Source organism: Streptomyces sp. NPDC029014, from assembly GCF_055564695.1.
On record NZ_JBVHVT010000002.1, the window covers coordinates 1 to 26845 of the forward strand.

Consider the following 26845-nt stretch of genomic DNA (forward strand, 5'->3'; position numbering starts at 1 on the left):
CCCGGAAGGATCTGACCCCTTTCTCCCCCCCCCCCCCCCCCCCCCCCCCCCCCCCCCCCCCCCCCCCCCCCCCCCCCCCCCCCCGGGCCCGCCGGGGCGGCACGCGGTTCCGGGAGGTCAGCCGGTCGGGCCGGTCACGGCGGCCGCGCCCAGGAGGCCGGCCCAGTCCGGGATCTTCACCGAGTGGCGGCCCAGCGAGCGGCCCAGTGCGGCCTCGGCCGCCTCGATCGCCAGCCACCCCGGCCACTCCACCGGGCGCAGCCCGGCCGCCCGCAGCGCCTCCAGCGGGTCGTCCGGCAGGTCCCGCCGGGCCAGCGCGCCCGCGTCCTGGAGCAGGGAGGAGGCCGTCTCCTTCGCGCAGGGCCGGTTGGTGCCGATGACCCCGGTCGGGCCGCGCTTGATCCAGCCGGCCACGTACTCCCCGACCGAGGCCCGCCCGGCGCGCACCACCCGGCCCGCCGCGTGCGGAACGGTGGCGGTCGCCGGGTCGAACGGCAGGCCGGCCAGCGGAACCCCCTGGTAGCCGACCGAGCGCAGCACCAGCTGGGCTTCGACGTCCTCGTACGCGCCGGTTCCGGTGACCCCGCCGCGGCCGTCCGGGGCGGTCCGCTCGAACCGCATCGCGGTGACCCGCCCGTCGGCGCCGCCGAGCACCTCGACGGGGCGCAGGTGGAACCGCAGCGCGATCCGCCGCCCCGCGTCGTCCTCCGGACCGGGATCCTGCCCGGCCCAGCCGCGCAGCACCTCCAGGTTGCGCCGGGCCACCGCGGGCAGGGCGGCGGCCGCTGCCGGGCCGCCCGCGTACGCGGGGTCGATCGCCAGCTCGGCCGCGTCCACCCGGACGGCCACCCCGGGGAGCGTGCCCAGCTCCCGCAGCTCCTTGGTGGTGAACTTGCCCTGGGAGGGGCCGCGCCGGGCGACCATCGCCACCGAGCGCACCCCGCTGCCCGCGAGCACGCCGAGCGCCGGCTGCGGCATGTCGGTGGGCGCGAGCTCCGGTTCGCCGCGGGCCAGCATCCGCGTCACGTCCACGGCCACGTTGCCCGCTCCGACGACCACCGCCGAGCGGACGCCGGCCAGGTCGAAGTCCTCGCCCGCGGCGTCCGGGTGCCCGCTGTACCAGGCCACGAACGCGGTCGCGGACCGCACCCCGGCCAGTTCCTCGCCGGGGATGCCGAGCAGCCGGTCGCGCGCGGCGCCCACGCAGTACACCACCGCGTGGTAGAGATCCAGCATCCGCTCGGTGGGCAGCTGCGCCCCGCCGACCTCGACGTTGCCGAGGAAGCGGATCCGCTCGTCCTCCAGCACCGTGCGCAGGTTGCCCTGCAACGATTTGATCTTCTCGTGGTCGGGGGCCACCCCGTACCGCACGAGCCCGTACGGGGCCGGCAGCCGGTCCAGTACGTCGACGCGCACGCCGGGCACCTCGCACTGCTGGACCAGGGTCTGGGCGGCGTAGACCCCGCTCGGGCCCGAACCGACGACGGCGACACGAAGCACGGCGGAACTCCTCCCGCGGGGACTCCAGCATGGCACCGGGCGGGGCGGGCGTCAGCCCATCGCGCGCATTCGGTGGATCTCGGCGCTCTGGGTGGCCACGACCTCGTTGGCCATCTCCTCCACGGCCAGGTTGTTGCCGCCGGCGAGGACCTCGCCGGCCATCTTCAGGGCGCCTTCGTGGTGGGCGGTCATCAGGGTGAGGAAGAGCCGGTCGAAGTCGGCGCCGCGGGCGCCGGCGAGGTCCGCCATCTGCTGCTCGGTGGCCATGCCGGGCATCGCGCCGTGGTCGTGGCCCTGACCCTGGGCCTGGCCGTGGCCCTGGGCCTGGCCGTGATCGTGTTCTCCCCCGGTCGGGGTCGCCCCGGGTTCCGGGTGCCGTGCCAGCCAGGACCGCATGACGGCGATCTCGGGCTGCTGGGCGGCCGCGATCCGTTCGGCGAGCCGTCTGACCCCGTCGGCGGAGGCGCGGGGCGGGGCGAGGGCGGTCATGTCGAGGGCCTGCCGGTGGTGTTCGACCATGCGCCGCACGTAGGAGCGGTCGGCCGCGTTGGGGCTGTCGTCCGGCTGCCTCCGGGCGGCTTCGCCGGGGGAGAGGGTGCGGGCCGCCTCGCCCGGCCGGCCGGGGGCGATGACCGCGGGCCCGTCGGCCTCGGTGCCCCCGCCGGGGCCGCCCCGGCAGCTGGCGAGGGCGAGCAGGACTCCCGTGGCGGCGACCGCCCGGATGATTCGACCGGGTAACCCCTTTGCCATGTCCATGGTGAGGAACATACTGCGTGGGTCCTCATTCCGATCCCACCCGGAACGGAATCGAACGGACCTCATGGGAGGGCACAGTGACCTCGAACCACACCAGCGGGCTGCCCCGCAGATGGCGCGCCGGCCGGCGGGCCCCCGGGGTGTTCGCCGTCGCGGCCGGACTGCTCGCGGCGTTCCTGTCCGCCGGGCCCGCGTCGGCCACCCCCGACCCGGGCGAGTTACTGCCCGGGGGCGACTTCCCGCGCAGTTCGTCCCCCGCCACCGGCCGCGAACCGGCCGCCGGAGAGATCCCGGGCCAGGACCAGGTGGTCCACAGCGGCAACATCAAGCCGCTGACCAACGTCCCCAGTTCGTTCCCGGAGACCGTCAACTCCGACCTCGCCTTCCAGGGCCGGTACGCCTTCGCCGGCAACTACAACGGCTTCACCGTCTACGACATCGCCGACCCCAGGGCCCCGAAGACCGTCAGCACGGTGCTCTGCCCCGGCGGCCAGAACGACGTCTCGGTCCACGGCGACCTGCTCTTCCTCTCCACCGACTCCTCCCGCAGCGACGACTCCTGCAACAGCGTGTCGCAGCCCGCCACGGAGAAGTCCTCCTGGGAGGGCATCAAGATCTTCGACATCAAGGACAAGAAGCACCCGAAGTACGTCAAGTCCGTCGAGACCGCGTGCGGTTCGCACACCCACACGCTGGTGCCGAGCGGCCCGGACGTCTACGTCTACGTCGCCTCGTACTCGCCGAACGAGGCCTTCCCGGACTGCCAGCCCCCGCACGACGGCATCTCCGTGATCAAGGTCCCGCGCAGGGACCCGACCCAGGCGGCCGTCGTCGCCTTCCCCGTCCTCTTCCCGGACGGCGGCAACCCGGGCGCGCCCACCAACCCCGGAGTCTCCAAGACCACCGGCTGCCACGACATCACCGTGCTGCCCTCGAAGAAGCTGGCCGCGGGCGCCTGCATGGGCGACGGCATCCTCTTCGACATCGCCGACCCCGAGCGACCGCGGGTCATCGACCGGGTGCAGGACAACGTGAACTTCGCGTTCTGGCACTCGGCGACCTTCAACCAGGACGCCGACAAGGTGGTGTTCACCGACGAGCTCGGCGGTGGCGGCGGCGCCACCTGCAACGAGGCCACCGGCCCGAACCGCGGGGCCGACGGCATCTACGACATCACCGGCCGCGGGGACCAGCGCAAGCTCGTCTTCCGCAGCTACTTCAAGATCCCGCGCCACCAGGCCGACACCGAGAACTGCGTCGCCCACAACGGCTCCCTGGTCCCGGCGTTCGGCCGCGACATCATGGTCCAGGCCTGGTACCAGGGCGGCGTCTCCGTCTGGGACTTCACCGACTCGTCCCGTCCCCAGGAGATCGGCTACTTCGAGCGCGGCCCGCTCGGCCCCGGCTCCCTGCCGATCGGCGGCTCCTGGTCGGCGTACTACTACAACGGCCACATCTACTCGAACGACATCGTCAAGGGCCTCGACGTGCTCCGGATCGACGACTGGCGCACCGAGAGCGCCAAGTGGGTCCGGCTGGACCGGCTGAACGTCCAGACACAGCCCGAGTACCGCTGACGTACCCCTGACGCCAACCGGCTGACACCGGGGCGGGTCGCAAGGCCCGCCCCGGCGGGCTGCGGGCAGGATGCGCCCATGGCATCCAGCACCGAGGTCCCGGGGAGTGCGGCGAAGTCGGGGGTCGTGCTGCTGACCTTCGCGTCGGGACAGTTCCTGATGGCGCTGGACAGCTCGGTCATGAACGTCTCGATCGCGTCGGTGGCCGAGGACGTGGGCACCACCGTGACGGGGATCCAGGGGGCGATCACCGCCTACACCCTGGTGATGGCCATGTGCATGATCCCCGGCGGCAAGGTCGGCGTCCTCATCGGCCGCAAGCGGGCCTTCATGATCGGCTGCGCCATCTACGGCTGCGGATCCCTGACGACCGCCCTCGCCCCCAACCTCACCGTCCTCCTGCTGGGCTGGTCGCTCCTCGAGGGCGTCGGCGCCGCGCTGATCCTGCCCGCGATCGTCGCCCTGGTCGCCGGCAACTTCGCCCCCGAGCGCCGGCCCGCCGCCTACGGGCTCGTCGCCGCCGCCGGCGCCGTCGCGATCGCCGTCGGGCCGCTCGTCGGCGGGCTCGCGACCACGTACTTCTCCTGGCGCTGGGTCTTCGCCGGCGAGGTCGTCCTCGTCCTCGTCATCCTCTTCTTCGCCCGCCGCTTCGCCGACGCCCCGACCGAGTCCCGGGCCCGCATCGACCTCGTCGGCGCGGTCCTGTCCGCCCTCGGCCTCGGCACCTTCGTCTACGGCGTCCTGCGGTCCAGCACCTGGGGGTGGTTCGCTCCAAAACCCGACGCGCCCTCCTGGCTGGGCATCTCCCTGACCGCCTGGCTCATGCTGGCCGGCCTGCTCCTCGTCCGGATCTTCCTGCACTGGGAGGCCCGGCTCGTCCGGCACGGCGGGGACCCGCTCCTCCAGCCCGGGCTGCTGGAGAACCGCCAGCTCACCGGCGGCCTGACGATGTTCTTCTTCCAGTACTTCGTACAGATGGGCGTGTTCTTCGTCGTCCCGCTCTACCTGTCCGTCGCGCTCGGCCTGTCCGCCCTCGCGACCGGCGCCCGGCTCCTGCCGCTCTCCCTGTCCCTGCTCGCCGCGGCCGCCCTGATCCCCCGGCTGGCTCCCCGGGCCTCGCCGCGCCGGGTGGTCGCCTGGGGCCTGGTGGCCCTGCTGGCCGGGGCGGTCGTGCTCCTCTTCGCCCTCGACGAGGACGCGGGCGCCGAGGTGGTGACGGTGCCGCTGCTGCTCATCGGGCTCGGCGTCGGGGCACTCGCGTCCCAGCTCGGCGCGATCACCGTCTCCGCGGTGCCGGACGAGGAGGCCGCGGAGGTCGGCGGGGTGCAGAACGCCGTCACCAACCTCGGCTCCTCCCTCGGCACGGCCCTCGCCGGCGCGATCCTGATCGCCGCGCTCACGAGCTCGTTCCTGACCGCCGTCGCGGCGAACCCGGCCGTCCCGGACCAGGTCGCCGAACAGGCCGTCGTCCAGCTCGAAAGCGGCGCGCCCTTCCTCTCGGACGCACAGCTGGAGAGCGCCCTGGAAGAAGCCGGCACCAGCCCCGAGGTGACCAAGGCCGCGATGGACGCGAACACCACCGCCCGGCTCGACGGACTGCGGGCCGCCCTCGCCGTCCTCGGCGTCACCACCGTGCTGGCCCTCTTCTTCACCCCGCGGATCCCCACCCGCCGGCCCGGAACCCCCGCGCCGGCCGCGGCGCCCTAGCCGCCCGGGGCCGCAGCGGCCCCGGGCGGCTCACACCGGAGCGAGCCGGACCCCGCCCTCCGGCGGGTCGGCCTGCGGCGGAACGCCCAGCTCCCAGTCCAGCCCGTAGCGCTGGAACAACTCGGCCCGCAGCCGCGCCGACGGCATCGGCGCACCCGGCAGCAGCACCGCCACCACCGCACCCATCAGCAGCGCCCGCAGCAACGGGTAGTCGGCGTCGACGTCCGCCGACCCGTACCGCGCCACGGTGTCCCGCAGCAGGGCGGCCAACCGCTGCTGCTCCGGGCACTGCACGAACCCCTCGGCCTGCAGGATGCCCGCCATGTGCGTCCGCATCAGCAGCGGTTCGTCCCGCGCCAGCCCCAGTACCGCGTCGATGGCACGGGCCAGCCGCTCACGGCCGTCGGCGGTGCGCGGCTCCCGCTCCAGGGCCGTCTCCAGGGTGCGGTGCATCAGCCGGTGCACCGCCGACTGGAGCAGTTGCCGCTTGCCCGGGAAGTAGTAGGAGACCAGGCCGCGGGCGGTGCCGGCGCGGTCGGCGATGTCGCCGAGGGTCGTGGCCTCGTAGCCCCGCTCGGCCACCAGATCGACCGTGGCCTGGAGCAGCCGCTCCCGGGAACGTCTGCGCAATTCTTCATTGACCGATGCGCTGCGCGGGGACATGCTTACTCCTGCGTTGACTGGCTTCCAGCCAATATACTCAGCGCACGGGAGGGGCTGCTCTGCGCGACGCGGGGGATCGCGCAGGGCAGGCACGCCCTCGTCTCACCCCGCGGCGTCTTCCGGCCGCCTCCGCCGCCCCGGCCAACCGATCGCCAACGCCGCCAGGGCCGCGCCCATCAGCCAGCCGGCCAGCACGTCCGAGGGCCAGTGCACGCCCAGGTAGACCCGGGTGAAGCCGACCCCCAGCACCGAGACGGCGGCCAGCACCCAGGCCGCGCGCACCGAGGCCCGTGGGGCGGACGGGGGCAGCAGCCACAGCAGCATCCCGCACACCGCCGCCGCCGTCATGGCGTGTCCGGAAGGGAAGGCCGCGAAATGCGCCGCGTCCACCGGGTCCGGCCACAACGGCCGGTCCCGGCCCACCGCCTCCTTCATCCCCTGCGACACCGCCGCCGCGGCCACCGTGACCCCGGCCACCCGCACGGCGCGCCGCCGGTCGGCCCGAAGCCACAGCCACACGCAGGCGAGGGCCGCCAGGGCGCGCATCGTCCAGGGGTCCCAGACCCAGTCGCTGAACACCCGCACGACGCCGGTCACCCCCGGACGGGCCACGGCGATCGTGTGCAGGTCCCGCGCGACCAGCGCGTCGAGGCGCAGCAGCGGCTGCCACCGGATCACGACCAGCACCGTCAGCAGGGCCGCGAGCACCGCGCAGCCGATTCCCACCCGCCACACCCGCCCGCTTCGCATGCGGAAGATCCTTGCACCCTCCCGGTCCGCGGCACCGCCGCCCACGGGAGGCGCGCTGCGGGTCGCACCCCCGCCCGCCGTACTCCGGACGGCGTTCAGGTGAGCGCGCTCAGTCCGGGGACGAAGGCCACCAGCAGCGGGACCGCCGGCACCAGCGTGGCCAGTGCCGTCAGCCGCAGCCGGCGGCCCGGCGACATCCGCGGCGTCGCCGACAGCAGCCTCCGCACCCGTTCCGGTACGTGCGGCTGCGGCGCGGGGGAGGGCCCGAAGACCCCCCGGTCCTCGTTGAGCCCGACCAGCGCGAGGGCGATGGTCAGCCGCCCGTAGCGGCGCGAGGCGACGTCGTCCGCGGCCAGTTCGACCAGCCGGACGATCTCCGCCTCGAACGCCGCGAACACCGGTACCTGAGGGAAGCCGCCGGCCAGCGCCCGCGAGCAGTGCAACAGCCAGTCGTGGCGGGCCGCCGCGTGCCCCTGCTCGTGGGCCAGCACGGCATCCAGCTGGCTGCCCTTCAGCCGGCCGAGCGCGGCCGTGGTCACCACCAGCTGCGGCGCCGCCCCCGGCAGCCACCACGCCTCCGGCCGCGGCCCTTCCAGCACCACGAGCCGTGCCCCGCCCGGGTCCTCCCCGGGCAGCAGCGGCGCCCGCACCAGCAGTTCGGCGCCCCGCGCCCGCCGCCCGGCCCGCGCCCGCAGCACCTCCCGGGCCAGCCGGACCCCGCTCCACAGCCCGCCGCCCGCCAGCAGCAGTGCGGTGCCGACGGCCCACGGGCCGCCGGTCGGGCCCAGGGCGTACGCGTCGACCACCCCGTGCGGGGCGGCCGCGAAGAGCCGGCCCCGTACCGCGTGCCAGGCGGCGGCCGCACTGAGCAGCATCGACAGGGCGAAGCACAGCAGGACCGCACCCACCACGCACTGCCACACCCACAGGGCGACGACGGGTTCGCGCTCGGGCCATTCGGCGCTGGCCAGCAGCCGGGGGGCGAGCACCGCGGTCACGGCGCCGAGCAACAGGAGAACGGCGGGGACCATCATGTCCGCCAGCCTATGAGCGCCGGACTACCCTCGGGTACGCACTCGCGCCATTGGTGACGCAGGACACGTTTCCCGGCACCCCGCAGGGCGCCGGCCGACCCCTCCCGGAGCCTTCCGACGGTCGGTCACATCCCGAGCAGCATCGCCAACATCCCCATTCCCATGGCGAGTCGACAGGCCCGCGCCAACTCCGCCGACCCCGCCGCGTCCCCGTCCCCGCGCACCGCCGGCACGCCCGCGGCGCCCGCCGCAGGAGCCGCCGGCCCCGCCGCCACCAGCCGCGCCCCGCCCAACAGGACGTACCCCGCGAAGTAGACGAGGAGCAGGGCGGTGACGAGCGGCCGGCCCGCCCAGACCGCCGCCCCCGTCCCGTGGCCCGAGGCCATCGTCAGCGCCATGTAGGCCATCGCCAGCGAACCGATCAGGTGGTGGGCGTGGTGCAGGCCCTCCCGCAGCAGCCACAGCGCGTGCACCGCGGCCCCGCAGAAGACCGCCAGCAGCACCTCCGGCCCCCACGGCCCGATGCCCGGCGGCGCGGCCATCGCCGCCGTCCCGAGACCCATCAGCGCCTCGCCCGCCGCCGCGCCGCGCGCCCGCCGGCCCGCTCTGCGCGCGCGCCCCAGGCAGTACGCACCGCTCACCGCGCACAGCAGGACGAGCAGCCAGGCGGGGAGGGCGGCGGGAGCGGACCAAGAGGACATCGCGGGACCGTGCACGGCGGGAACCCCCCGGTTCGACGGCGTCACGGTGAACAGATGCCCCGGCCCACGGGCCCGCACGCAGGGCCGCGTTAGGCTGTCCGTGCAGCACCGGGCATGTCATATGCCGCTGAGCGCACAGCAGAACGGAGCCCCGATGTCGATCACCGCCCAGCCCGCCGCACTGGAATTCCGTACCGCCGTCGAGGCGGACGTGCCGGCCCTCGTCGAGCTCGTCGAGTCGGCGTACCGCGGGGACGCCAGCCGGGCCGGCTGGACCACGGAGGCGGACTACCTGGAGGGGCAGCGCACCGACCCGGACGGGGTGCGGGCCGTCATCGACACCCCCGACGGCATCCTGCTCGTCGTCGAGCGCGCGGGCGAGATCGTCGCCTGCTGCCAGCTCGAACACCGCGGGGACTACGTGTACTTCGGTATGTTCGCCGTCCGCCCGGGGCTCCAGGGCGGCGGCCTCGGCAAGGAGGTCCTCGCCGAGGCGGAGCGCCGGGCCCGGGAGACCTGGGGCGCCCGGGAGATGCGGATGACGGTCGTGAACGTCCGGGAGGAGCTCATCGCCTACTACGTGCGCCGCGGTTACCGCCGCACCGGCGAGCTGAGCCCCTTCCCCTACGGCGACGAGCGCTTCGGCGTCCCGCTCCGCGACGACCTGGCCTTCGAACTCCTGGTCAAGGGCCTGTAGGAGTCCAGGGCCGGTCGGAGTCGAGGGCCGGTGGGAGCCCAGGGCCCGGTGTGAGTCGAGGGCCGGTGGGAACCGGCCACCCGCCGGGACGCCTCCGCAGCGGGACCCGTCAGGCCGTGAACCGGCCCGTGCTGCGGATCTCGGGGAAGTCGGTGGCCACCCCGTCCAGTTCGAGCGCCCGCGCCAGCCGCAGGTGCTCCAGCGAGTTGACCGTCCAGCCCGTCACCCGCAGCCCCGCGCGGTGCGCCGCGACCACCGTGTCCAGGGTGAGCCGGCGCAGGTTCAGCGCGAGCGTCCGCGCCCCCGCGGCCCGCGCCCGGTCCACGACGTCCTCGGCCGCGTCCCCGCCCAGGTCCGACTGGAGGACGGTCCGCACGCCGGGCGCGAGCCGGGCCGCCTCGGCGAGCACCGCGTCGTGGAAGGAGGCCACCTCCACCCGCGCGGCCAGGTCCCGCCCCGCGACCAGGCCGGCCAGTGCCACGGCCGCCGGCCCGTCCTGGACCGCCACCTGCAACGGCGTCCGCACGGCGTCCAGGACCTCCTCGAAGACCGGAACGCGCTCGCCCTGGCCGGCGTCCAGGCCGCGCAGCTCGTCCAGGGTCAGGTCGGCGACGGCGCCCGAGCCGTCGGTGGTCCGGTCGACCTCCGCGTCGTGCAGGACGACCAGGACACCGTCCTTGCTCAGGCGTAGGTCCAGTGCGATCGCGTCCATGCCGGTCCGTTCCGCGCGGAGGAACGACCGCAGGGTGTTCTCCGGCTCGACACCCATGACCCCGCGATGACCGATGGTGAGGAAAGTCAAGGTTCTCTCGCTTCCGTCGACGGCGGCTCCCCGCGCGGTCGCGGCGTCCCTGCCCGGCCGCGCGCGGTGAGGACGCATGCTAGTGCGCCCCGGACGCGATGGGACCGCCCGTGCAGGGCCCCGGATCCGCCCGGCGGCCGGTTCCCGCCAGGGTCCCGGGCCCCGCTGTCCGGCCCGCGGCCCGTACCGCGTCACCCGTGCGTGGGCGCGCCTCCGGGGGCCTTGACAAGACGGCGAAGCACCCGCCCGAACGGTGGACGGCGGGAAGAATTGCGGTTTCGATAGGGGTACAGCCGAATAATTTCCTGGACTACCTCTTGAGCGGGACACCCTCACATGCATACGCTGTCATTACGTGAGGTTCTCCTGTGGAGGAAGTGACATGACGGAAACTCTTGTGCCGGGTACCGGCGGGGCCGCGATAACCGCCGATGCGCGGGTGGTCGACCACCCGGCGTGGCCCGAGCTCAAGGCCGCCGTGGAGGAGATCCGCCCCTGGCAGTCCAAGGACGGCTCGATCGACTTCGAGGCCGAGGGCGCGCCCTCCGCCGGGCAGGTCGAGGCCGCCGTCGAGCGCGTGGCCGCCGCCGTCGAGCAGCTCTCGCCGCTCCTGCCGCACGCCACCGACTACCACAAGGCGCTCGTCGCCGACCTGCGCAAGTGGGTCGCGGACGGCTTCGGCGTGCCGGACTTCCTCGACTCGCTGATGGCCTTCCACCCGGCCGCCCAGCGCGCCGACGGCCTCCAGCACCTGGTCGTCTTCCCCATGTACACGCAGAACGGCAACCTCGACCGCAACTTCGAGGCCGTCGTCCTGAAGATGGTCTGGCCGGAGTGGCTCTCCGAGCTGGAGCGCACCCGCTACGACAACCCGCTGTTCCTCGGCATCACCTTCGAGGACTTCACCCCGGGCTACGACACCCACTCCGCGGTGCTCTTCCCGGAGACCATCGCCGTCCGCGAGGCCCCCGAGCGCTTCACCTGGGGCGGTATCTTCTGCGACCGCGAGGCCGCCCGCTACCGCAAGGTGACCGAGGCCGCCGTCGACATCCTCGGCATCGAGCTGCCCGAGGACATCGCCCGCATGGTCGAGGACCAGGAGCGCTGCGAGAAGGCCTTCGTCCTGTGGGACATGGTCCACGACCGCACCCACAGCCACGGCGACCTGCCGTTCGACCCCTTCATGATCAAGCAGCGCCAGCCGTTCTGGATGTACGGCCTGGAGGAGCTGCGCTGCGACCTCACCGCCTTCAAGGAGGCCGTGAAGCTGGAGTCCGAGGGCAACGAGCACGGCCGTGACGTGCAGTACGCCGTCCTCTTCGACCGGATGTTCCGCTTCCCGGTGTCCGGCGACCGCACCCGCAACTACGACGGCCTCGGCGGCCAGCTCCTCTTCGCGTACCTCCACAAGCACGACGTCGTGCGCTGGACGGACAACAAGCTGAAGATCGACTGGATGCGCGCCCCGCAGGTCACCAACCAGCTGTGCGCCGAGATCGAGGACCTCTACCGGGCCGGCATCGACCGCCCGAAGCTGGTGCACTGGTTCAAGGCCTACGAACTGGTCTCCACCTACCTCGCCCCGCACCCGGGCTCCAAGTGGGCGAAGGGCCCCGACGCCCTGGACCTGACGCAGCCGCCGCGCAAGCTCGTCGACGACGTGCTTCCCGACGAGTTTCCGCTCAGCATGTTCTATGAGGCGCTCGCCAAGAAGCTCAAGAGCGTGATCGCCTCCTGCAAGGGCATCACCGCCCCGAAGTCCGACACGGCCGAGCGGGCCGCCGCGTGAGCACTCGCCCACTGGAGGCTGCACAGATGAACAGCGGAAACGACACCGGGAACGCCAACGGCAGCCTGAAGGGAGCCGTCGTCGCCGTGGCCGGCGCCGGCGGGCCCGCCGGACACGCGGCCCTGCTCCGCCTCGCCGAGGCCGGTGCCGTGGTCGTCGCGTCCGACGCCGACCCGGCACGCCTGGCCGAGGCGGTGGACGCGGCCCGCTACGCCCACGGCGGCGCCACCGTCACCGGTGACACCGTGGACCTGCTCGACCTCGAAGCGACCAAGGACTGGGCCGCGCGCACCGAGAAGGAGTTCGGGCGCGTGGACGGCCTCGTCCACCTCGTCGGCGGCTGGCGCGGCAGCACATCCTTCACCGAGACCGACCTCGGGGACTGGGACTTCCTGGAGAAGCTCCTCATCCGCACCGTCCAGCACACGTCGATCGCCTTCCACGACGCCCTGCTGCGCAGCGACCGGGGCCGCTACGTCCTGGTCAGCCAGTCCGGCGCGCACAAGCCCGTCGCCAACAACGCCGCGTACAACGCCGGCAAGGCGGCCGCCGAGGCCTGGACGCTCGCCATGGCCGATTCCTTCCGCAAGGCGGGGGGCGAGGAGGGCCCGGGCGCCGCAGCTGCGATCCTGGTGATCAAGGCACTGGTGCACGACGCGATGCGCGCGGAGCGCCCCAATGCGAAGTTCGCGGGCTTCACCGACGTCAAGGAGCTGGCCGAGGCCATCGCCGGCGTGTGGGAGCGGCCCGCCATCGATGTGAACGGACAGCGTCTGTGGCTCACTCCGCAACCGTGAAGACCGATGCCCGCCGCCACCACGATCCGGCGGTACGCGGTTTCGCGAGCGACAACTACGCGGGGGTCCACCCGGAGATCCTGGAGGCCCTTGCCCTGGCCAACGGCGGCCACCAGGTCGCCTACGGCGAGGACGAGTACACCGAGCACCTGCAGAAGATCATCCGCAGCCACTTCGGTCCGTACGCGGAGGCCTTCCCGGTCTTCAACGGCACCGGCGCGAACGTCACGGCCCTGCAGGCCATGACCGACCGCTGGGGCGCCGTGATCTGCGCCAAGTCCGCCCACATCAACGTGGACGAGGGCGGCGCACCGGAGCGGATGGCCGGCCTCAAGCTGCTGGCCGTCCCCACCCCGGACGGCAAGCTCACCCCCGAGCTCATCGACCAGGAGGCCTGGGGCTTCGAGGACGAGCACCGGGCGATGCCGCAGGTCGTGTCGATCACCCAGAACACCGAGCTGGGCACGGTCTACACCCCGGACGAGATCCGGGCGATCTGCGAGCACGCCCACGGGCTCGGCATGAAGGTCCACCTCGACGGCGCCCGCATAGCCAACGCGGCGGCCTCGCTCGACGTGCCGATGCGCACGTTCACGAACACCGTGGGCGTCGACGTGCTCTCGTACGGCGGCACCAAGAACGGCATGATGTTCGGCGAGGCCGTGGTCGTGGTCAACCCGGACGCGGTCCGGCAGATGAAGCACATCCGCAAGATGTCGATGCAGCTCGCGTCGAAGATGCGCTTCGTCTCCGTCCAGCTGGAGGCGCTGCTCGCCAAGGACCTGTGGCTGCGCAACGCCCGCCAGGCCAACGCGATGGCCCGGCGGCTGGCCGCCGGCGTCCGCGAGACCGACGGGGTGGAGATCCTCTACCCGGTCCAGGCCAACGCGGTCTTCGCCAAGCTCCCGCACGAGGTGTCGCGGCGGCTGCAGCAGCGCTACCGCTTCTACTTCTGGGACGAGGCCGCCGGCCACGTCCGCTGGATGTGCGGCTTCGACACCACCGAGGAGGACGTCGACGGCTTCCTCCAGGCGTTGAAGGAAGAGATGGCCCGCTAAGGCGAATAGGTATGCCCTCGATCGCAATTCCATTGAACTGCGGTCGGGGGCACACCTATGCTCCGAACCGTGCAGCCGATCCCGAACCACCCCGACCCGGCCGCGTACTTGGCTGCGGACGAGGCCATCGACCATGACCACCCGCTGGTTCAGGAGACCGCCGAGGCCCTCTGGACCGCCACCGGTGACGCATGTTCATACGCCGGGGCGGCCTACGCCTTCGTCCGCGACACCATCCCGCACTCCGCCGACTCCGGTGACGACCGCGTCTCCTGGCGCGCCTCCGACGTGCTCGCCACCCGCAACGGCATCTGTCACGCCAAATCCCACGCCCTCGTCGCCCTCCTGCGGGCCCGCGGCATCCCGGCCGGCCTCTGCTACCAGCGGCTCACAGACGACCACGAGTGCAGCGACAGCTGCTCCAGCGGAGCCGGGGCCTGCCCCGGGGGCTCGGAGCACCTGGTCCACGGCCTGATCGCCCTCCGGCTGCCCGGCGCCGCCACCTGGGCCCGCCAGGACCCCCGCGGCAACGGGCCCGGCATCGACGCCGGCTTCTCCCTCGGCGCCGAACGCCTCGCCTTCCCCGTCCGCCCGGAACTCGGGGAGACCGACTACCCCGAGCTGTACGCCGCCCCGCACCCGGCCGTGCTCACCGCGCTCCGGGACTCCGCCGACCGGCCCCAGCTGTGGCGGAACCTGCCGCAGGCCCTGTGACGGCGGGCGCGCCCGCCCCACGCCCGCGCGGCGACAGCAGCAGGTGCAGCAGGGCCGACGCCAGGACCAGTGCGGCCACCGCGGACAGCAGCAGCTGCGGCGGCACATCGGCGGCCAGCCCCACGAGGGCGGCGCCCGCCGAGGCCGCGGTCACCTTGAGCCCCGCCCCCAGCGTGAACACCTGCGCCCGCACCGCCTCCGGTGCGCGGTCCGCCCGGACCCGCAGGGTGGCCGTCAACAGCGGCCCGTCGCACACCCCGGCCGCGGCGAACAGCGCCGCCGCCACGGCCAAGGACGGGGAGAACGCGGCCGCGCCCAGCGCCAGCCCGGTGCCCGCCATCGCCCGGCGCGCCAGCCGCCCCGGCTCCGACCCCGCCAGCCGGCCCAGCGTCAACGAGCCCGCCAGCGCACCCACCGCGAACGCCGTCATCAGCACACCCCCGGCGCCCGGACTGCCGAGCCGCCCGGCCAGCAGCACCGAGGTCGTGGTGAGGGACCCCAGGCCGACGAAGGCCAGCGTCGTCGCCGCGGTGATCGCCCGCAGCTCCCGGATCCGCCACAGCGCCGCCAGCCCGCCTCCCAGCCCGGCACGGTTCGGCTCGGACGGTGCCGGGGGAGCCGCCGACGGGGAACCACCTGCAGGGGAAGCGGTCGCCAGGGGGCCGCCCGCCGGGGAACCGCCCGCCGGGGTGCTCCCGCCGAACGGGAGCGTCGCCGCCAGCGCCGCCGCGAGTGCGCCGGCCAGCGCCAGCACCCCCATCGCGGGCGCCGCCGGACCCGCGGCCGCGGTCAGGCCGACCGCTGCCGGCGCCAGCACCGCCGCGGCGTTGTACGTCGTCGAGTCCCAGCCGTACGCCCGGTCCCGGCGGGCCCCCGCCGGGACCAGCCCCGCGACCAGGCTGGACATCCCGCCCGTCACCATCGGCCCGCAGCTGCCGCCGAGCACCGCCACCGCGAGCACCACGGGCAGCGGAGCGCGGCCCAGCAGTGCGGCCAGCGCCGCCACCGCGCCCGTGAACCCGGCCAGCGCGCCGACGTGGAGGAGCCGCGGCCGCCGGGCCCGGCCCGCGGCCACACCGGCGAGCGGGGCGGCCAGGACGTGCGGGGCCAGCCATGCCGTCAGTACGAACGCCCCGTACGACGCGCTCCCGGTGCGCTCCAGGGCGAGCAGGACCACCGCCAGTCCCATGCCCTCGGAGGCGAAGCGCGCGGCCAGCGCCGCCGCCAGGTACCGCCCGAACCCGCCCGATCCGAACCCGCCCGATCCGAACCCGCGCTTCCCGCCCCCGTCCATCCCGCCCCCGTCCTGTAACGTCATAGATGCACAAGACGTTACGCGAGATGGATGCACGGCGAAAGGACGCGGGCATGACCGACTCCGGCCAGCGCTTCTCGGCCGCCCGCAGGCTCCTCGACCTCGCCGAGGCGGTCCGCGCCGACCCCGGCCTCCCGCGGGACGGCCTCACCACGCTGCTCGCCCGGCACGGGGAGCACCCCGCCGACCTCACGCCCGCGGCCTTCACCGAGGAGGACGCCGACGACCTGCGCGCCGCCGCCCGGCGGATGGCGGAGGTCCTGGCCGAGCCGGACGAGGACCGCGCGGCGGAAGCCCTCAACGCCCTGTTCGCGCAGTACGCCACCCGACCCCGCCTGACCCGGCACGACGGCCACCCCTGGCACCTGCACGTGGACCGGGGCGACGCGGCCGGCTGGGGCGAATGGTTCCTGGCGTCCGGCGCCCTGGCCCTCGCCCAACTGCTCACCGAGCACGGCCGGATCGCCTGGGGCGCCTGCGCCGCCGCGGGCTGCGGCCGGCTCTTCCTCGCCGGCGGCCCCGGCAGCGCCCGCCGCTACTGCGCCGGCACCTGCGCCACCCGCGAACGCGTCGCCGCCCACCGCCGCCGCAGGCGCGCGGAGGCGGAGGCCTCCGGCGCCGGGCGGTAGCGCCGGCGGTAGCGGCCGACGCCGGAGGGCATGCGAAAGCCCGTGCGGTTCCGCCACGGGGCGGGGCCGCACGGGCCCGAGATTTCACCCGACCCGGTGGTGCCGGATCAGCCCGCTTCCTTGACCTGGGCCGGCGTCGGCGCCGAGCCACCCAGGTGCGCCGGCTGCCACCAGGCACCCTCGGCGTCCTTCTGGGACACCGGGTAGGCGCGCTGCGCGGCGTCGAGCAGCTCCTGCACCCGCCCCCGCAGCCGCCGCGTGATCGCCCCGGCGTACTGGTCGGTCGGCGCCTCGATCGGCTCGCCCACCCGCAGCGTCACCGGGATGTGGCTGCGCTTCAGGTCGCGCGGCCTGCCCTTGGTCCACAGCCGCTGCGTACCCCACAGGGCCACGGGGATCAGCGGGACCCCGGCCTCCTGCGCCATGCGCGCCGCACCGGACTTGAAGCTCTTGAGCGCGAACGACTGGGAGATCGTCGCCTCCGGGAACACCCCGATGATCTCGCCGGAGCGCAGCGAGTCGAGGGCGTGCTGGTAGGCGGTCTCACCCTGCGCCCGGTCCACCGGGATGTGCTTCATGGCGCGCATCAGCGGACCCGACACCTTGTGGCGGAACACCGATTCCTTCGCCATGAACCGCACCAGTCGCTTCTGCGGCCGGGCCGTCAGGCCGGCGAAGATGAAGTCCAGGTAGCCGATGTGGTTCGACACCAGGACCGCTCCGCCCTTGCGCGGGATGTTCTCGGAGCCCTTCATGTCGATCCGGATGTCCAGCGCCCGGAACAGCGCGTGCGCGGCGCCGATCACCGGGGGGTAGACGAGCTCAGCCATGAGGGGGAGACCCCGCTTTCTGCCTGGGGAGGTTCTCCCGGCCGTAAGTTACGGCTGCGTAGGTACGCGGCCACTGGGGATCGTGCCGTATTCCAGGGCTGCTGGCCAGCCCAGACGCCCGTCCCCGGGGAGATTCTCGTCACGCAGAGGATCATCCCGGGAATGCGGCGCGTACGGCGGGTGCTCGGATCGCCGTACGAACGTACTTCAATGATGAGGGACGCGGTCACCACCGGTGACGGCGGGCGGACGCCCAGACGTCCGGACGTCCGGACGTGGGAAGTCGGACGTGCTGGGGCACGGATACGAATACGGATGCGGACACGAATGCGGATGCGGGCGCGGTGAGAGTGACGGCGACGGGGACAGGGACGGCGGCGGGAGCGGGAGTGCGGGCGGACGGGGCGGGGCAGGGGGTGGGCGCCGTCCGGCTGGACGCCGCGCAGCTGGGCGCGGACCCGGGGGAGCGGGCGAGCCTGGTGCAGTTCTCCAGCGCCTTCTGCCAGCCCTGCCGGGCCACTCGGCGGATCCTGGCCGAGGTGGCCGGCATGGTCGACGGCGTCGCCCACATCGAGATCGACGCCGAGCGGAACCTCGACCTGGTCCGCGCCCTCGGCATCGAGAAGACCCCGACCGTGCTCGTCCTGGACGCGGGCGGCCGCATCGTCCGGCGTGCCGCGGGCATGCCGCGCAAGGCGGACGTGATCGCCGCACTGGGCGCAGCGGTGTGACCGGCGCGCCGGTACATGCGCCCGCACACAGCGTGACGCGCCTCGCATCTGCCCGTCCACGCTTGACTGTGTACAGCAGAGATCGCCAGGCTGGCGCCATGCGGTACGAACTTCTCCTGTACGGGCGCGTCCACGTGGACCTCGTCCGTCACGCGAGTGCGCGCTGTCGGGCTCACTGAACGACCCCGCCCCGACCCGATGACCCACGCGCTCGTGCCCGCCGCCCCGCGGCAGAGCAGCAGAAGGAAGGCCCCCCGATGACGGCCTATACGGCCCCGACGGCCCAGTCCGCCCCCACGATCCAGTCCGCCCCGTCGGTCCAGATCGCCGCGTCCCTGCGGCCCGGCCCGCCCCCGCAGTCCGGCCTGCCGGTGCAACCCGGCCCGGCCGAGGCCGCCGCCCGGCGCGGGGCCGCGGAGCCCGTCGGTCCGGTCGGTTCGGTCGACCGGGGCGGCCGGCTCGGTTCGGCGGACCCGACCGCCGATCCTTTCGCCGATCCGTTCGCCTCCGCCCGGCCCGGCTCGCCCGAGCTGCTGCGCTCGGTCTTCCGGCAGCACGCCGCGGGCGTCGCCGTGATCACGTCCGTCGACGGGGACCGGCCGGTCGGCTTCACTGCGACCTCGCTCAACTCGGTCTCCGCCGACCCGCCGCTGCTGTCGTTCACCACCGGCACCGGCTCGTCCACCTGGCCCGCCCTGCGCGACTGCGACCACCTCGGCGTGCACATACTCGGCGAGCACCAGCGGGAACTCGCGGGGCTGTTCGCCCGTAGCGGAGCGGACCGTTTCGGTCCGGGCACCGGCTGGTCGAGGGGCCCGCACGGGGTTCCGCTGCTGGACGGCGTACTGGCGTGGCTGGTGTGCCGGGTGGTGGCGCGGGTGCCGGCCGGCGAGCACCGGGTGATCATCGCGGAGGCCGTGGTCGGGGATCCGGTGGGAGAGGGTCGTCCGCTGCTGTACCACCAGGGGCGCTTCAACGCGCTGCGTGACTGAATCGTCCCTGCTGGGGCGGGTTGGGGTGGCGTTGGACAGATCACAGTTCAGCGGCCTTGCCTCCGAGGAGGACCCGCGATGTACTGGCGAGTAACATTCTGATCGGAGCGCGGGCCGCCCCGATCGGGATCCGCCCGACAAGGCGCCTATGCTGCCTGCATAAGGCGGTATCAGAAACAAGACGATGCGGTAGGAGAGCCGGCGTGAGCCTGAGGATCGTTGTCTGTGTGAAGTACGTGCCCGACGCCACTGGCGACCGGCACTTCGCCGATGACCTGACGGTGGACCGCGACGACGTCGACGGTCTGCTGTCGGAGCTCGACGAGTACGCCGTCGAGCAGGCGCTGCAGATCGCCGAGGACGCCGACGACGCCGAGATCACCGTCCTGACGGTGGGCCCGGAGGACGCCAAGGACGCCCTGCGCAAGGCGCTGTCCATGGGCGCCGACAAGGCCGTCCACGTCGAGGACGACGACCTGCACGGCACCGACGTGATCGGCACCTCCCTGGTGCTGGCCAAGGCCATCGAGAAGGCCGGCTACGACCTGGTCATCACGGGCATGGCGTCGACCGACGGCACCATGGGCGTCCTCCCGGCCCTGCTGGCCGAGCGCCTGGGCGTCCCGCAGGTGACCCTGCTCTCCGAGGTCAGCGTCGAGGACGGCACCGTCACGGGCCGCCGCGACGGCGACACCGCGAGCGAGCAGCTCGAGGCCTCCCTCCCGGCGGTCGTCTCCGTGACGGACCAGTCGGGCGAGGCCCGCTACCCGTCCTTCAAGGGCATCATGGCCGCCAAGAAGAAGCCGGTGGAGTCCTGGGACCTGTCCGACCTCGACATCGAGGCGGACGAGGTCGGCCTGGAGGGCGCCTGGACCGCGGTGGACTCCGCGGCGCAGCGTCCGGCGCGCACCGCCGGCACGATCGTCAAGGACGAGGGCGAGGGCGGCAAGCAGCTGGCCGAGTTCCTGGCCGGCCAGAAGTTCATCTAAGAGCTTCAGCCAGCAATTCCCACACCGCCCCCTGACTACTTCGCATTCGCAGGAGCATCCCCATGGCTGAAGTCCTCGTCTACGTCGACCACGTGGACGGCGCCGTCCGCAAGCCCACCCTCGAGCTGCTGACCCTGGCCCGCCGCATCGGCGAGCCCGTCGCCGTCGCCCTCGGCGCCGGTGCCGAGAACACCGCCGCCGTGCTCGCCGAGCACGGTGCGGTCAAGGTCCTGACCGCCGACGCCCCCGAGTTCGCCGAGTACCTCGTCGTACCGAAGGTGGACGCGCTGCAGGCCGCCCACGCGGCGGTCTCCCCGGTCGCCGTTCTCGTCCCGTCCTCCGCCGAGGGCAAGGAGATCGCGGCCCGCCTCGCCGTCCGCATCGGCTCCGGCATCATCACCGACGCCGTGGACCTGGAGGCCGGTGACGAGGGTCCGGTCGCGACGCAGTCCGCGTTCGCCGCGTCCTTCACCACCAAGTCCCGCGTGTCCAAGGGCACCCCGGTCATCACCGTCAAGCCGAACTCGGCCCCGGTCGAGGCCGCCCCGGCCGCCGGCGCCGTCGAGGCGCTCGCCGTCACCTTCGGCGCCCTGGCCACCGGCACCAAGGTCACCTCGCGCACCCCGCGCGAGTCGACCGGCCGCCCGGAGCTGACCGAGGCCGCGATCGTGGTCTCCGGCGGCCGCGGCGTCAACGGTGCCGAGAACTTCGGCATCATCGAGGCCCTCGCCGACTCCCTCGGTGCGGCCGTCGGTGCCTCGCGCGCCGCCGTCGACGCCGGCTGGTACCCGCACACCAACCAGGTCGGCCAGACCGGCAAGTCGGTCTCCCCGCAGCTGTACATCGCCACCGGCATCTCCGGCGCGATCCAGCACCGGGCCGGCATGCAGACCTCGAAGACCATCGTGGCCATCAACAAGGACGCCGAGGCCCCGATCTTCGAGCTCGTCGACTACGGCGTCGTGGGCGACCTCTTCGAGGTCGTCCCGCAGCTGACCCAGGAGATCCAGGCGCGCAAGGGCTGATCAGCGCTCCTCTCCGTCACGGGGCCGTGTGGTGTTCTCACCGCACGGCCCCGAGTCGTTTCCGGGCGCGGCGCGGCGGGGGGTGGTCGCCGGGCGCGGTGCCGAGTCGTTCCCGCGGTCGGGTGGCGGGACCATTGACGGAGCGGAACCCCGTGACTAAATTCTGCTATGCGGATCTGCAATTCCGTGAAGCGGAAAGAGGAGAGTGTGGGAATGGGTCAGCAGGAGAAGGTGGCGACGAGCCTCGCAGGAGCGGTCAGCGAGGGCATCAGCGCCTCCCTCGCCCCGGTGGACGCGGAGCTCGCCCGCCACTACCCGGGCGACCCCGGCACCCGCCAGCCCGTCCACACCGTCTACGTACCCGGCGACGTCTTCACCGCCGACACCATCCGCTCCTGGGGCGACCAGGCCCTCGCCGCCCTCGACGAGCACGCCCCCGACGCCGCGACCTTCGCCGAAGTCCTCGGCATCGGCGCCGACCTCGCCGGCCCCGTCTACGAGCGCGTCCGCGCCAAGCTGCAGCGCGAGCCCGTCGAGGACCTGCGCGTCGACTTCGAGGACGGCTTCGGAGTCCGCTCCGACGAGGAGGAGGACCAGGCCGCCGCCCGCGCCGCCCGGCTCGTCTCCGAGGCCTTCGCCAACGGCACCAACGCCCCGTACATGGGCATCCGCATGAAGTGCATGGAGTCCAACGTCCGCGACCGCGGCATCCGCACCACCGATGTCTTCCTCTCCGGGCTGCTGGAGCACGGCGGGCTCCCCGAGGGCCTCGTCCTCACCCTCCCGAAGGTCACGTACGCCGAGCAGGTCAGCGCCTTCGTCAAGCTGCTCGACGCCTTCGAGACCGCCCGCGGCCTGCGCCCGGGCCGGATCGGCTTCGAGATCCAGATCGAGACCAGCCAGGCCATCCTCGCCGCCGACGGCACCGCCACCGTGGCCCGCATGATCGAGGCCGCCCGGGGCCGGGCCACGGGCCTGCACTACGGCACCTTCGACTACAGCGCCTGCGTCGGCGTCTCCGCCGCCTACCAGTCCAGCGACCACCCGGCCGCCGACCACGCCAAGGCGATCATGCAGGTCGCCGCCGCGGGCACCGGGGTACGCGTCTCCGACGGCTCGACCAACGTCAAGCCGGTCGGCACCACCGAACAGGTCCACGAGGCCTGGCGGCTGCACTACGGCCTCACCCGCCGTGCCCTGGCCCGCGCCTACTACCAGGGCTGGGACATGCACCCGGGCCACCTCCCGACCCGCTACGCCGCCGTCTTCGCCTTCTACCGCGAGGGCCTCGAAGCGGCGGCCGCGCGGCTCAAGGCGTACGTCGCGAAGATCGAGGGCGATGTGATGGACGAGCCCGCCACCGCGAAGGCGCTGGCCGGCTACCTGGTCCGCGGCCTCGACTGCGGGGCGGTCGGCACCGACGAGGTCACCGCCCTGACCGGGCTGACGCGGGCCGAGCTGGACGCCTTCGCGATCCCGCGCCGCTCGGCGACGCTGACTGCTACGGGCTGAGGGCCGACGGCTCCGGGCTCCGGGCTCCGGGCTGAGGGCTGAGGGCTGAGGGCTGCGGTCTGCTGGGGCCTGGGGGCTGCGGCCTGGTGGCTGGGGGCTACGGGCTTCCGGCTGAGGGGTGTGGCGGGCTTCCGGCGTGGGTCCGGCCGGTGGGGGATCCCGGCCGGGACGTCCCGGGCTCCTTCAGAGCGGGCCGATGGCCCACAGGTGCAGGACGCCGTCCGCGCCGGCGCTGGCGAGCAGGCTGCCGTCCGGGGAGAACGCCAGGCAGGTGACGGGTCCGTCATGACCCGTCAGCGCGGAGTCCACGCGCTGCCCGGTCGCCGGGTCCCACAGCAGGACGACGCCGTCGTGCCCGGCGGTGGCGAGGAGTCCGCCGTGCGGCGCGAACGCCAGGTCGCCGGGCTGGGAGACCTGGCTGGTCAGGAGCCTGGCGTGCCGGGAGCCACCGGCGAGGTCCCACAGCCGCACGGTGGTGTCCCCGGAGGCCGTGGCGAGGACCCGCCCGTCCGGGGCGAACGCCACGGCGCGGTGCCCCGTGTACGGCCCGCCCAGGAGGCGGCGGGTGCCCGTACGCCAGAGGCGGGTCCCGACCTCGGCGCCGACCGCGGCCAGCGTCCGCCCGTCCGGGGAGAACGCGATCGCGGTGACCGCGTCGGCCGGGTCGAACGGCACCGGCTGCGGCTCGCCGACGGGCAGCCCGTCGGATACGCGGCGCAGGTACACGGAGCCGTCCCCGGCCACCGCAGCCAGCAGGCGGCCGTCCGGGGAGAACACCAGCTGACGCGATGCCCCCGCGGGGTCGGCCGGCCACTGCTGGCGGACCGCACCGGTCCCGGGATCGCGCAGGCAGACGGCCCCGTCGGGGGATTCGGTGGCCAGGAGGGCGCCGTTCGGCGAGAACGCCAGGCAGCGGGGCGAGGACGGCGGTTCGGCCGCCGACGGGCCGCCGCGGGGCGCCCGGGTGACCGGGTCCCACAGGCGCAGCGCGCCGTCCCCCGACGTGGTGGCGAGGACACGGCCGTCCGACGAGAACGCGACGCGCACGAGGCCGCGGCCGCTCACCTGTACGGGCGGCAGCCGGACCGCGCGCCGCTCGCGCAGCGCCGCGGCCAGCGCCCCGGCCGCCAGGGGTGTGGCCGGCGGGGCCCCGGCCGCCGGGGGTGCGGTGTCGGGCGTGGCGGTGCGTTCGTACAGCAGGACCCCGTCGTCGGACGCGGTGGCGAGGAGGCGGCCGTCCGGGGAGAAGGCGATGTCCTCGATACCGGTGGTGGCGCCGGCGAGCGGGGGTCCGACGGGCCGGCCCGTGGCCGTGTCCCACAGCCGTGCGGTCGCATCCCGGGAGCCGGTGGCGAGCAGCCGGCCGTCGGGCGAGAAGGACAGCGCGAAGACGGCGTCGGCATGCCCGGCGAGGGACGCCCCGTCGCGGCCGCCCGCCGTGTCCCACAAGGTGGCCCGGCCGTCGCGGTAGCCGAGGGCGAGGAGCCGCCCGTCGGGGGAGAAGGAGAACGCCTCGGGCGCGCCGGACCCGGGGGAGAGCGCCGCGGCGGGCAGGTCCTCCCGGGCGACCAGGTCCTTGACGCGTCCGTGCAGGGTGGCGGCCAGGACACGGCCGTCATGGACGAACGCCACGGAGCGGATGGGGTCTTCCGCCCATCCGTGGGCGAGGGTGACCGGGCGGCGTCCGGCGTCGGGGCTGCACAGGTGGACCGTTCCGTTGCGTTCCACCATGGCGGCCGTGCTCCCGGTGGGGGCGCAGCTGATTCCCGTGACGCCAGTGATGTAGGAGCTCAGGGGCGGCCGGCACATCCTGCCCGTGGCGGGATCGAACCAGTGGAGGGTCTGCGGGTTCCGGTTGCCGGCGATCAACAGGCCGTCCGGGGTGAAGGCGAGCGGGGGCCGCGCGGCGAGCGGGGCGGTCGTGGCCTGGCCGGTGGCGGTGTCCCACAGTCCCACCGTGTCGGGTCCTCCCGAAGCCAGGAGCCGCCCGTCGGGGGAGAACACCACCGCCGAGGCGGGCGCCGAGTCCCTGCCGAACCGGTGGCGGAGGGCGTAGGGGGTGGGGCCGCCCGGACGCGGGGTCGGGGGCGGGGTCGCGTTGTGTCGGGGGGCGGGGTCCGGGTCGGGTTCGGGGTTGTGGTGCGGGCTGGGGGCGGGGATGGGTTCCGCGCTGGGGGTGGGGATGGGGACGGGGATGGGTTCCGCGCTGGGGGTGGGGATGGGGACGGGGATGGGTTCTGGGCTTGGGGCCGCGTCCGGGTGTCCCGTTGGGCTCGGGGTCGGGGACGCCTCGTCTGGGGTCGGTGCCGGGTGCGGGTGCGGGTGCGGGTGCGGGTGCGGCGTTCGGCTGTTGGGCTCGTGCGGGACGGGCTCGTGCTCGTCGTGTTGTTCGGGCGGCTCGGCGGGCCGGGGGAAACCCGCCGGGGCCGAGCGCGGCTGGAGTGCCGCCAGTTCCTGCCAGCGGAGTCGCCAGGCCGCCAGTTCGGGCGCGGTGTGCGGGGGGACGGCGGTTTCGCGGCCGTACTCGTCGTACGCGTACAGCATCCGCACCAACCCCATGAAGGTGTCGGCCCGGACGAGCCGCCTCCCGTTGAAGGCGTCGCTCTGGGTGGCGACGGACAGCCTGATCCCGGTGCCGGAGGCGTCGGCGCGGGACACCAGGTCCCGGTACGAGGGCCTGCCCCGCTGGATCCGTAACCGTGTCAGGTCGCCTGCGAGGGCGGTGAGTCCCGCCTCGAACGCGTCGTGTTGCTGCACCGCCCCCGTGTCCCCCCTCGGCCCGTGGCGGACCAGGCTAGGGCATGGTTCGCGGAACGGTCCCGAACTTTACGGAACACCCCGGAACACCCCTGGTGTTCTGCGGAACACCCTGTTCGTTTGGGGGAGTTCGGCTGCGATCCGGATCGGAACACTTCGTTCCGTCGCTGCCCGGCGGCGGCCCGGGCGGGGGTGGAATCGAGCCATGACCACTTCACCGAACCAGGCCGGCGACAGCGACCGGCCCCTTCTGACGCTGCACGCGGCCGTCGTGTTCCTGGCCGCCCTGATCATCGGGCTCGTCGTCGGCGGGCTCAGCCATCTCGGCGGCGTGCCCGCCGCCCTCGCCGTGCTCGCCGGGCTCGGGGCGGCCGGGGCGGCCGTGCCCGTACTGCACGGCCTGATCCGGTGACCGTCAGACGGGCGGCGGGAGTTCGCCCGAGCCGCGCGGGATCAGGCGGGTCGGCAGCTCTATGCGGGTCGGGGGGAGCTCAGTGCCCGCCAGGCGTTGGAACAGGCGGTCCGTGGCCACCCGGCCCAGGGCCGCCGCGTCCTGCGCGACCACCGTCACTCCGGGGCGCAGCAGGTCGGCCAGCTCGAAGTCGTCGAAGCCGACCAGTGCCACCGGGTGCGGGTCCGGATGTTCGGCCAGGACCCGGACCGCCGTCACCGTCACGCGGTTGTTGCCCGCGAAGAGCGCAGTGGCCGGCTCCGGGCCCGTCAGCATCCCCCGGGCCGCCGCCGCGACGCTCTCCGGGGTCGTCGGGCCCAGCGAGACCCAGGACGGCGCGACCGGCAGGCCGGCGTGCGCCATCGCCGCCCGGTAGCCGCGCAGGCGCTCCGCCGCCGTGTGGATGTGCGGCCGGTCGCCGATGAACCCGATCCGGCGGTGGCCTGCCGCGATCAGGTGCGCCACGCCCTCTCGGGCGCCGGCGCAGCTGCCCGAGAGCACGACGTCCGCCTCGATGCGGCCCGGCGGCCGGTCCACGAACACCGTGGCCACACCGGCCCGGATCTCCGGCTCCAGGTAGCGGTGGTCGTCGCCGGCCGGGATCACGATCAGACCGTCCACGCGGCGTGCGCACAGCGCGAGCGCCAACTCCCGTTCGCGGTCCGGGTCCTCGGCGCTGGAACCGTTGATGAGCAGCGCGCCGTGCGATCGGGCCACTTCCTCCACGGCCCGGTTCAGCGGCCCGTAGAACGGGTCGGCGAGGTCTTCCAGGACCAGCCCGACGGTGGCCGTACGGCCCTTGCGGAGCACGCGCGCGCTGTCGTTGCGGCGGAATCCGAGAGCCTCGATGGCCTCCTGGACCCGGCTGACCGTCTCCGGGGTGACTCCCGACTCCCCGTTGACGACCCGGGACACCGTCTTCAGGCCCACCCCGGCGCGCGCCGCCACGTCCTTCATGGTCGGCCGGTGGCCGTAGCGGGAGTCGGACGGGTGGCGGTGGGGTGGGGGCACGGGGTGGGTCCTCCGGGGTGGTGGGTGCCGGTTGGTGGTGGGTGCGGTCGGGTGGGTA

Annotated in this window: 25 protein-coding genes; 14 read left to right on the forward strand and 11 right to left on the reverse strand. The window is 74.0% G+C overall.

Annotated elements, in window-relative coordinates; genetic code table 11:
- Window positions 1–117: 117 nt before the first annotated feature.
- Both ACZ4VL_RS01530 and ACZ4VL_RS01535 read right to left on the reverse strand, forming a co-directional pair.
- Window positions 118–1500: an FAD-dependent oxidoreductase gene (locus ACZ4VL_RS01530; protein WP_468194241.1), complete on the reverse strand. Its 1383-nt coding sequence runs from the start codon at window positions 1498–1500 to the stop codon at window positions 118–120.
- Window positions 1501–1551: 51 nt separating this feature from the next.
- A complete protein-coding gene (locus ACZ4VL_RS01535; RefSeq protein ID WP_468194244.1) occupies window positions 1552–2256 on the reverse strand; it encodes a DUF305 domain-containing protein in 705 nt (234 codons plus the stop codon).
- A 77-nt stretch (window positions 2257–2333) separates the two neighbouring features.
- On the opposite strand from ACZ4VL_RS01535, the gene ACZ4VL_RS01540 reads away from it, so the two are divergent.
- Both ACZ4VL_RS01540 and ACZ4VL_RS01545 read left to right on the forward strand, forming a co-directional pair.
- Entirely contained in the window at window positions 2334–3833 is a 1500-nt protein-coding gene (locus tag ACZ4VL_RS01540) for an LVIVD repeat-containing protein (protein WP_468194246.1), read from the forward strand.
- Window positions 3834–3911: 78 nt separating this feature from the next.
- On the forward strand, window positions 3912–5540 hold the full coding sequence (locus tag ACZ4VL_RS01545) for an MFS transporter (RefSeq protein ID WP_468194249.1): 1629 nt from the start codon (window positions 3912–3914) through the stop codon (window positions 5538–5540).
- A gap of 30 nt (window positions 5541–5570) precedes the next feature.
- On the opposite strand, the gene ACZ4VL_RS01550 is transcribed toward ACZ4VL_RS01545, so the two are convergent.
- The 4 genes from ACZ4VL_RS01550 to ACZ4VL_RS01565 form a co-directional block, all read right to left on the reverse strand.
- Window positions 5571–6203, reverse strand: coding sequence for a TetR/AcrR family transcriptional regulator (locus tag ACZ4VL_RS01550; protein WP_468194252.1), 633 nt, complete (start codon window positions 6201–6203; stop codon window positions 5571–5573).
- A gap of 102 nt (window positions 6204–6305) precedes the next feature.
- Window positions 6306–6953, reverse strand: coding sequence for a phosphatase PAP2 family protein (locus tag ACZ4VL_RS01555; RefSeq protein WP_468194255.1), 648 nt, complete (start codon window positions 6951–6953; stop codon window positions 6306–6308).
- Between the two features lie 95 nt (window positions 6954–7048).
- On the reverse strand, window positions 7049–7987 hold the full coding sequence (locus tag ACZ4VL_RS01560; RefSeq protein WP_468194258.1) for a M56 family metallopeptidase: 939 nt from the start codon (window positions 7985–7987) through the stop codon (window positions 7049–7051).
- 125 nt (window positions 7988–8112) lie between these two features.
- Window positions 8113–8688 carry a DUF5134 domain-containing protein gene (locus tag ACZ4VL_RS01565; protein WP_468194261.1) on the reverse strand — a complete coding sequence of 192 codons (576 nt, stop codon included), beginning with the start codon at window positions 8686–8688 and terminating at the stop codon, window positions 8113–8115.
- Window positions 8689–8842: 154 nt separating this feature from the next.
- Between ACZ4VL_RS01565 and ACZ4VL_RS01570 the strand changes: the two genes are divergently transcribed.
- The gene (locus tag ACZ4VL_RS01570; protein ID WP_468194263.1) at window positions 8843–9385 is read left to right on the forward strand and encodes a GNAT family N-acetyltransferase; all 543 of its coding nucleotides are present in this window, start codon (window positions 8843–8845) and stop codon (window positions 9383–9385) included.
- A 109-nt stretch (window positions 9386–9494) separates the two neighbouring features.
- Here ACZ4VL_RS01570 and ACZ4VL_RS01575 read toward each other — a convergent pair whose 3' ends face one another.
- On the reverse strand, window positions 9495–10187 hold the full coding sequence (locus ACZ4VL_RS01575; RefSeq protein ID WP_468194266.1) for a glycerophosphodiester phosphodiesterase: 693 nt from the start codon (window positions 10185–10187) through the stop codon (window positions 9495–9497).
- A gap of 382 nt (window positions 10188–10569) precedes the next feature.
- Here ACZ4VL_RS01575 and ACZ4VL_RS01580 point away from each other — a divergent pair, with 382 nt between their 5' ends.
- From ACZ4VL_RS01580 to ACZ4VL_RS01595, 4 genes are all read left to right on the forward strand, one after another.
- On the forward strand, window positions 10570–11976 hold the full coding sequence (locus ACZ4VL_RS01580; protein ID WP_468194268.1) for a DUF6421 family protein: 1407 nt from the start codon (window positions 10570–10572) through the stop codon (window positions 11974–11976).
- 26 nt (window positions 11977–12002) lie between these two features.
- Window positions 12003–12773 (forward strand): SDR family NAD(P)-dependent oxidoreductase, encoded by a 771-nt coding sequence (locus tag ACZ4VL_RS01585; RefSeq protein WP_468194271.1) that lies wholly within the window; start codon window positions 12003–12005, stop codon window positions 12771–12773.
- Window positions 12770–13831 carry a threonine aldolase family protein gene (locus ACZ4VL_RS01590; protein ID WP_468194274.1) on the forward strand — a complete coding sequence of 354 codons (1062 nt, stop codon included), beginning with the start codon at window positions 12770–12772 and terminating at the stop codon, window positions 13829–13831. Before ACZ4VL_RS01585 ends, ACZ4VL_RS01590 begins: the two co-directional genes overlap by 4 nt.
- Before the next feature lie 69 nt (window positions 13832–13900).
- The gene (locus tag ACZ4VL_RS01595) at window positions 13901–14545 is read left to right on the forward strand and encodes a transglutaminase-like domain-containing protein (protein ID WP_468194276.1); all 645 of its coding nucleotides are present in this window, start codon (window positions 13901–13903) and stop codon (window positions 14543–14545) included.
- Here the strand turns inward: ACZ4VL_RS01595 and ACZ4VL_RS01600 are convergent.
- Window positions 14481–15734 carry an MFS transporter gene (locus ACZ4VL_RS01600; protein WP_468194731.1) on the reverse strand — a complete coding sequence of 418 codons (1254 nt, stop codon included), beginning with the start codon at window positions 15732–15734 and terminating at the stop codon, window positions 14481–14483. The genes ACZ4VL_RS01595 and ACZ4VL_RS01600 overlap by 65 nt on opposite strands.
- Before the next feature lie 179 nt (window positions 15735–15913).
- Between ACZ4VL_RS01600 and ACZ4VL_RS01605 the strand changes: the two genes are divergently transcribed.
- The gene (locus ACZ4VL_RS01605) at window positions 15914–16489 is read left to right on the forward strand and encodes a CGNR zinc finger domain-containing protein (RefSeq protein ID WP_468194279.1); all 576 of its coding nucleotides are present in this window, start codon (window positions 15914–15916) and stop codon (window positions 16487–16489) included.
- A gap of 107 nt (window positions 16490–16596) precedes the next feature.
- Here ACZ4VL_RS01605 and ACZ4VL_RS01610 read toward each other — a convergent pair whose 3' ends face one another.
- Window positions 16597–17319 carry a lysophospholipid acyltransferase family protein gene (locus ACZ4VL_RS01610; RefSeq protein WP_468194282.1) on the reverse strand — a complete coding sequence of 241 codons (723 nt, stop codon included), beginning with the start codon at window positions 17317–17319 and terminating at the stop codon, window positions 16597–16599.
- Window positions 17320–17708: 389 nt separating this feature from the next.
- Between ACZ4VL_RS01610 and ACZ4VL_RS01615 the strand changes: the two genes are divergently transcribed.
- The 5 genes from ACZ4VL_RS01615 to ACZ4VL_RS01635 all read left to right on the forward strand — a co-directional run bounded on the left by ACZ4VL_RS01615 (window position 17709) and on the right by ACZ4VL_RS01635 (window position 22568).
- Window positions 17709–18050, forward strand: coding sequence for a thioredoxin family protein (locus ACZ4VL_RS01615; RefSeq protein WP_468194285.1), 342 nt, complete (start codon window positions 17709–17711; stop codon window positions 18048–18050).
- A gap of 530 nt (window positions 18051–18580) precedes the next feature.
- Window positions 18581–19042, forward strand: coding sequence for a flavin reductase family protein (locus ACZ4VL_RS01620; RefSeq protein ID WP_468194734.1), 462 nt, complete (start codon window positions 18581–18583; stop codon window positions 19040–19042).
- 203 nt (window positions 19043–19245) lie between these two features.
- Entirely contained in the window at window positions 19246–20031 is a 786-nt protein-coding gene (locus ACZ4VL_RS01625) for an electron transfer flavoprotein subunit beta/FixA family protein (RefSeq protein ID WP_385814075.1), read from the forward strand.
- Window positions 20032–20093: 62 nt separating this feature from the next.
- Window positions 20094–21056, forward strand: a complete 963-nt coding sequence (locus ACZ4VL_RS01630) for an electron transfer flavoprotein subunit alpha/FixB family protein (protein ID WP_361089963.1) — start codon at window positions 20094–20096, stop codon at window positions 21054–21056.
- A gap of 213 nt (window positions 21057–21269) precedes the next feature.
- Window positions 21270–22568, forward strand: coding sequence for a DUF6986 family protein (locus ACZ4VL_RS01635; RefSeq protein WP_468194290.1), 1299 nt, complete (start codon window positions 21270–21272; stop codon window positions 22566–22568).
- A 183-nt stretch (window positions 22569–22751) separates the two neighbouring features.
- Here the strand turns inward: ACZ4VL_RS01635 and ACZ4VL_RS01640 are convergent, their stop codons facing one another.
- The gene (locus ACZ4VL_RS01640) at window positions 22752–25325 is read right to left on the reverse strand and encodes an outer membrane protein assembly factor BamB family protein (protein ID WP_468194292.1); all 2574 of its coding nucleotides are present in this window, start codon (window positions 25323–25325) and stop codon (window positions 22752–22754) included.
- 205 nt (window positions 25326–25530) lie between these two features.
- Here ACZ4VL_RS01640 and ACZ4VL_RS01645 point away from each other — a divergent pair, with 205 nt between their 5' ends.
- Window positions 25531–25737, forward strand: a complete 207-nt coding sequence (locus tag ACZ4VL_RS01645; protein WP_361089972.1) for a hypothetical protein — start codon at window positions 25531–25533, stop codon at window positions 25735–25737.
- A gap of 3 nt (window positions 25738–25740) precedes the next feature.
- Here the strand turns inward: ACZ4VL_RS01645 and ACZ4VL_RS01650 are convergent, their stop codons facing one another.
- Entirely contained in the window at window positions 25741–26733 is a 993-nt protein-coding gene (locus ACZ4VL_RS01650) for a LacI family DNA-binding transcriptional regulator (protein ID WP_468194738.1), read from the reverse strand.
- Window positions 26734–26845 lie beyond the last annotated feature (112 nt).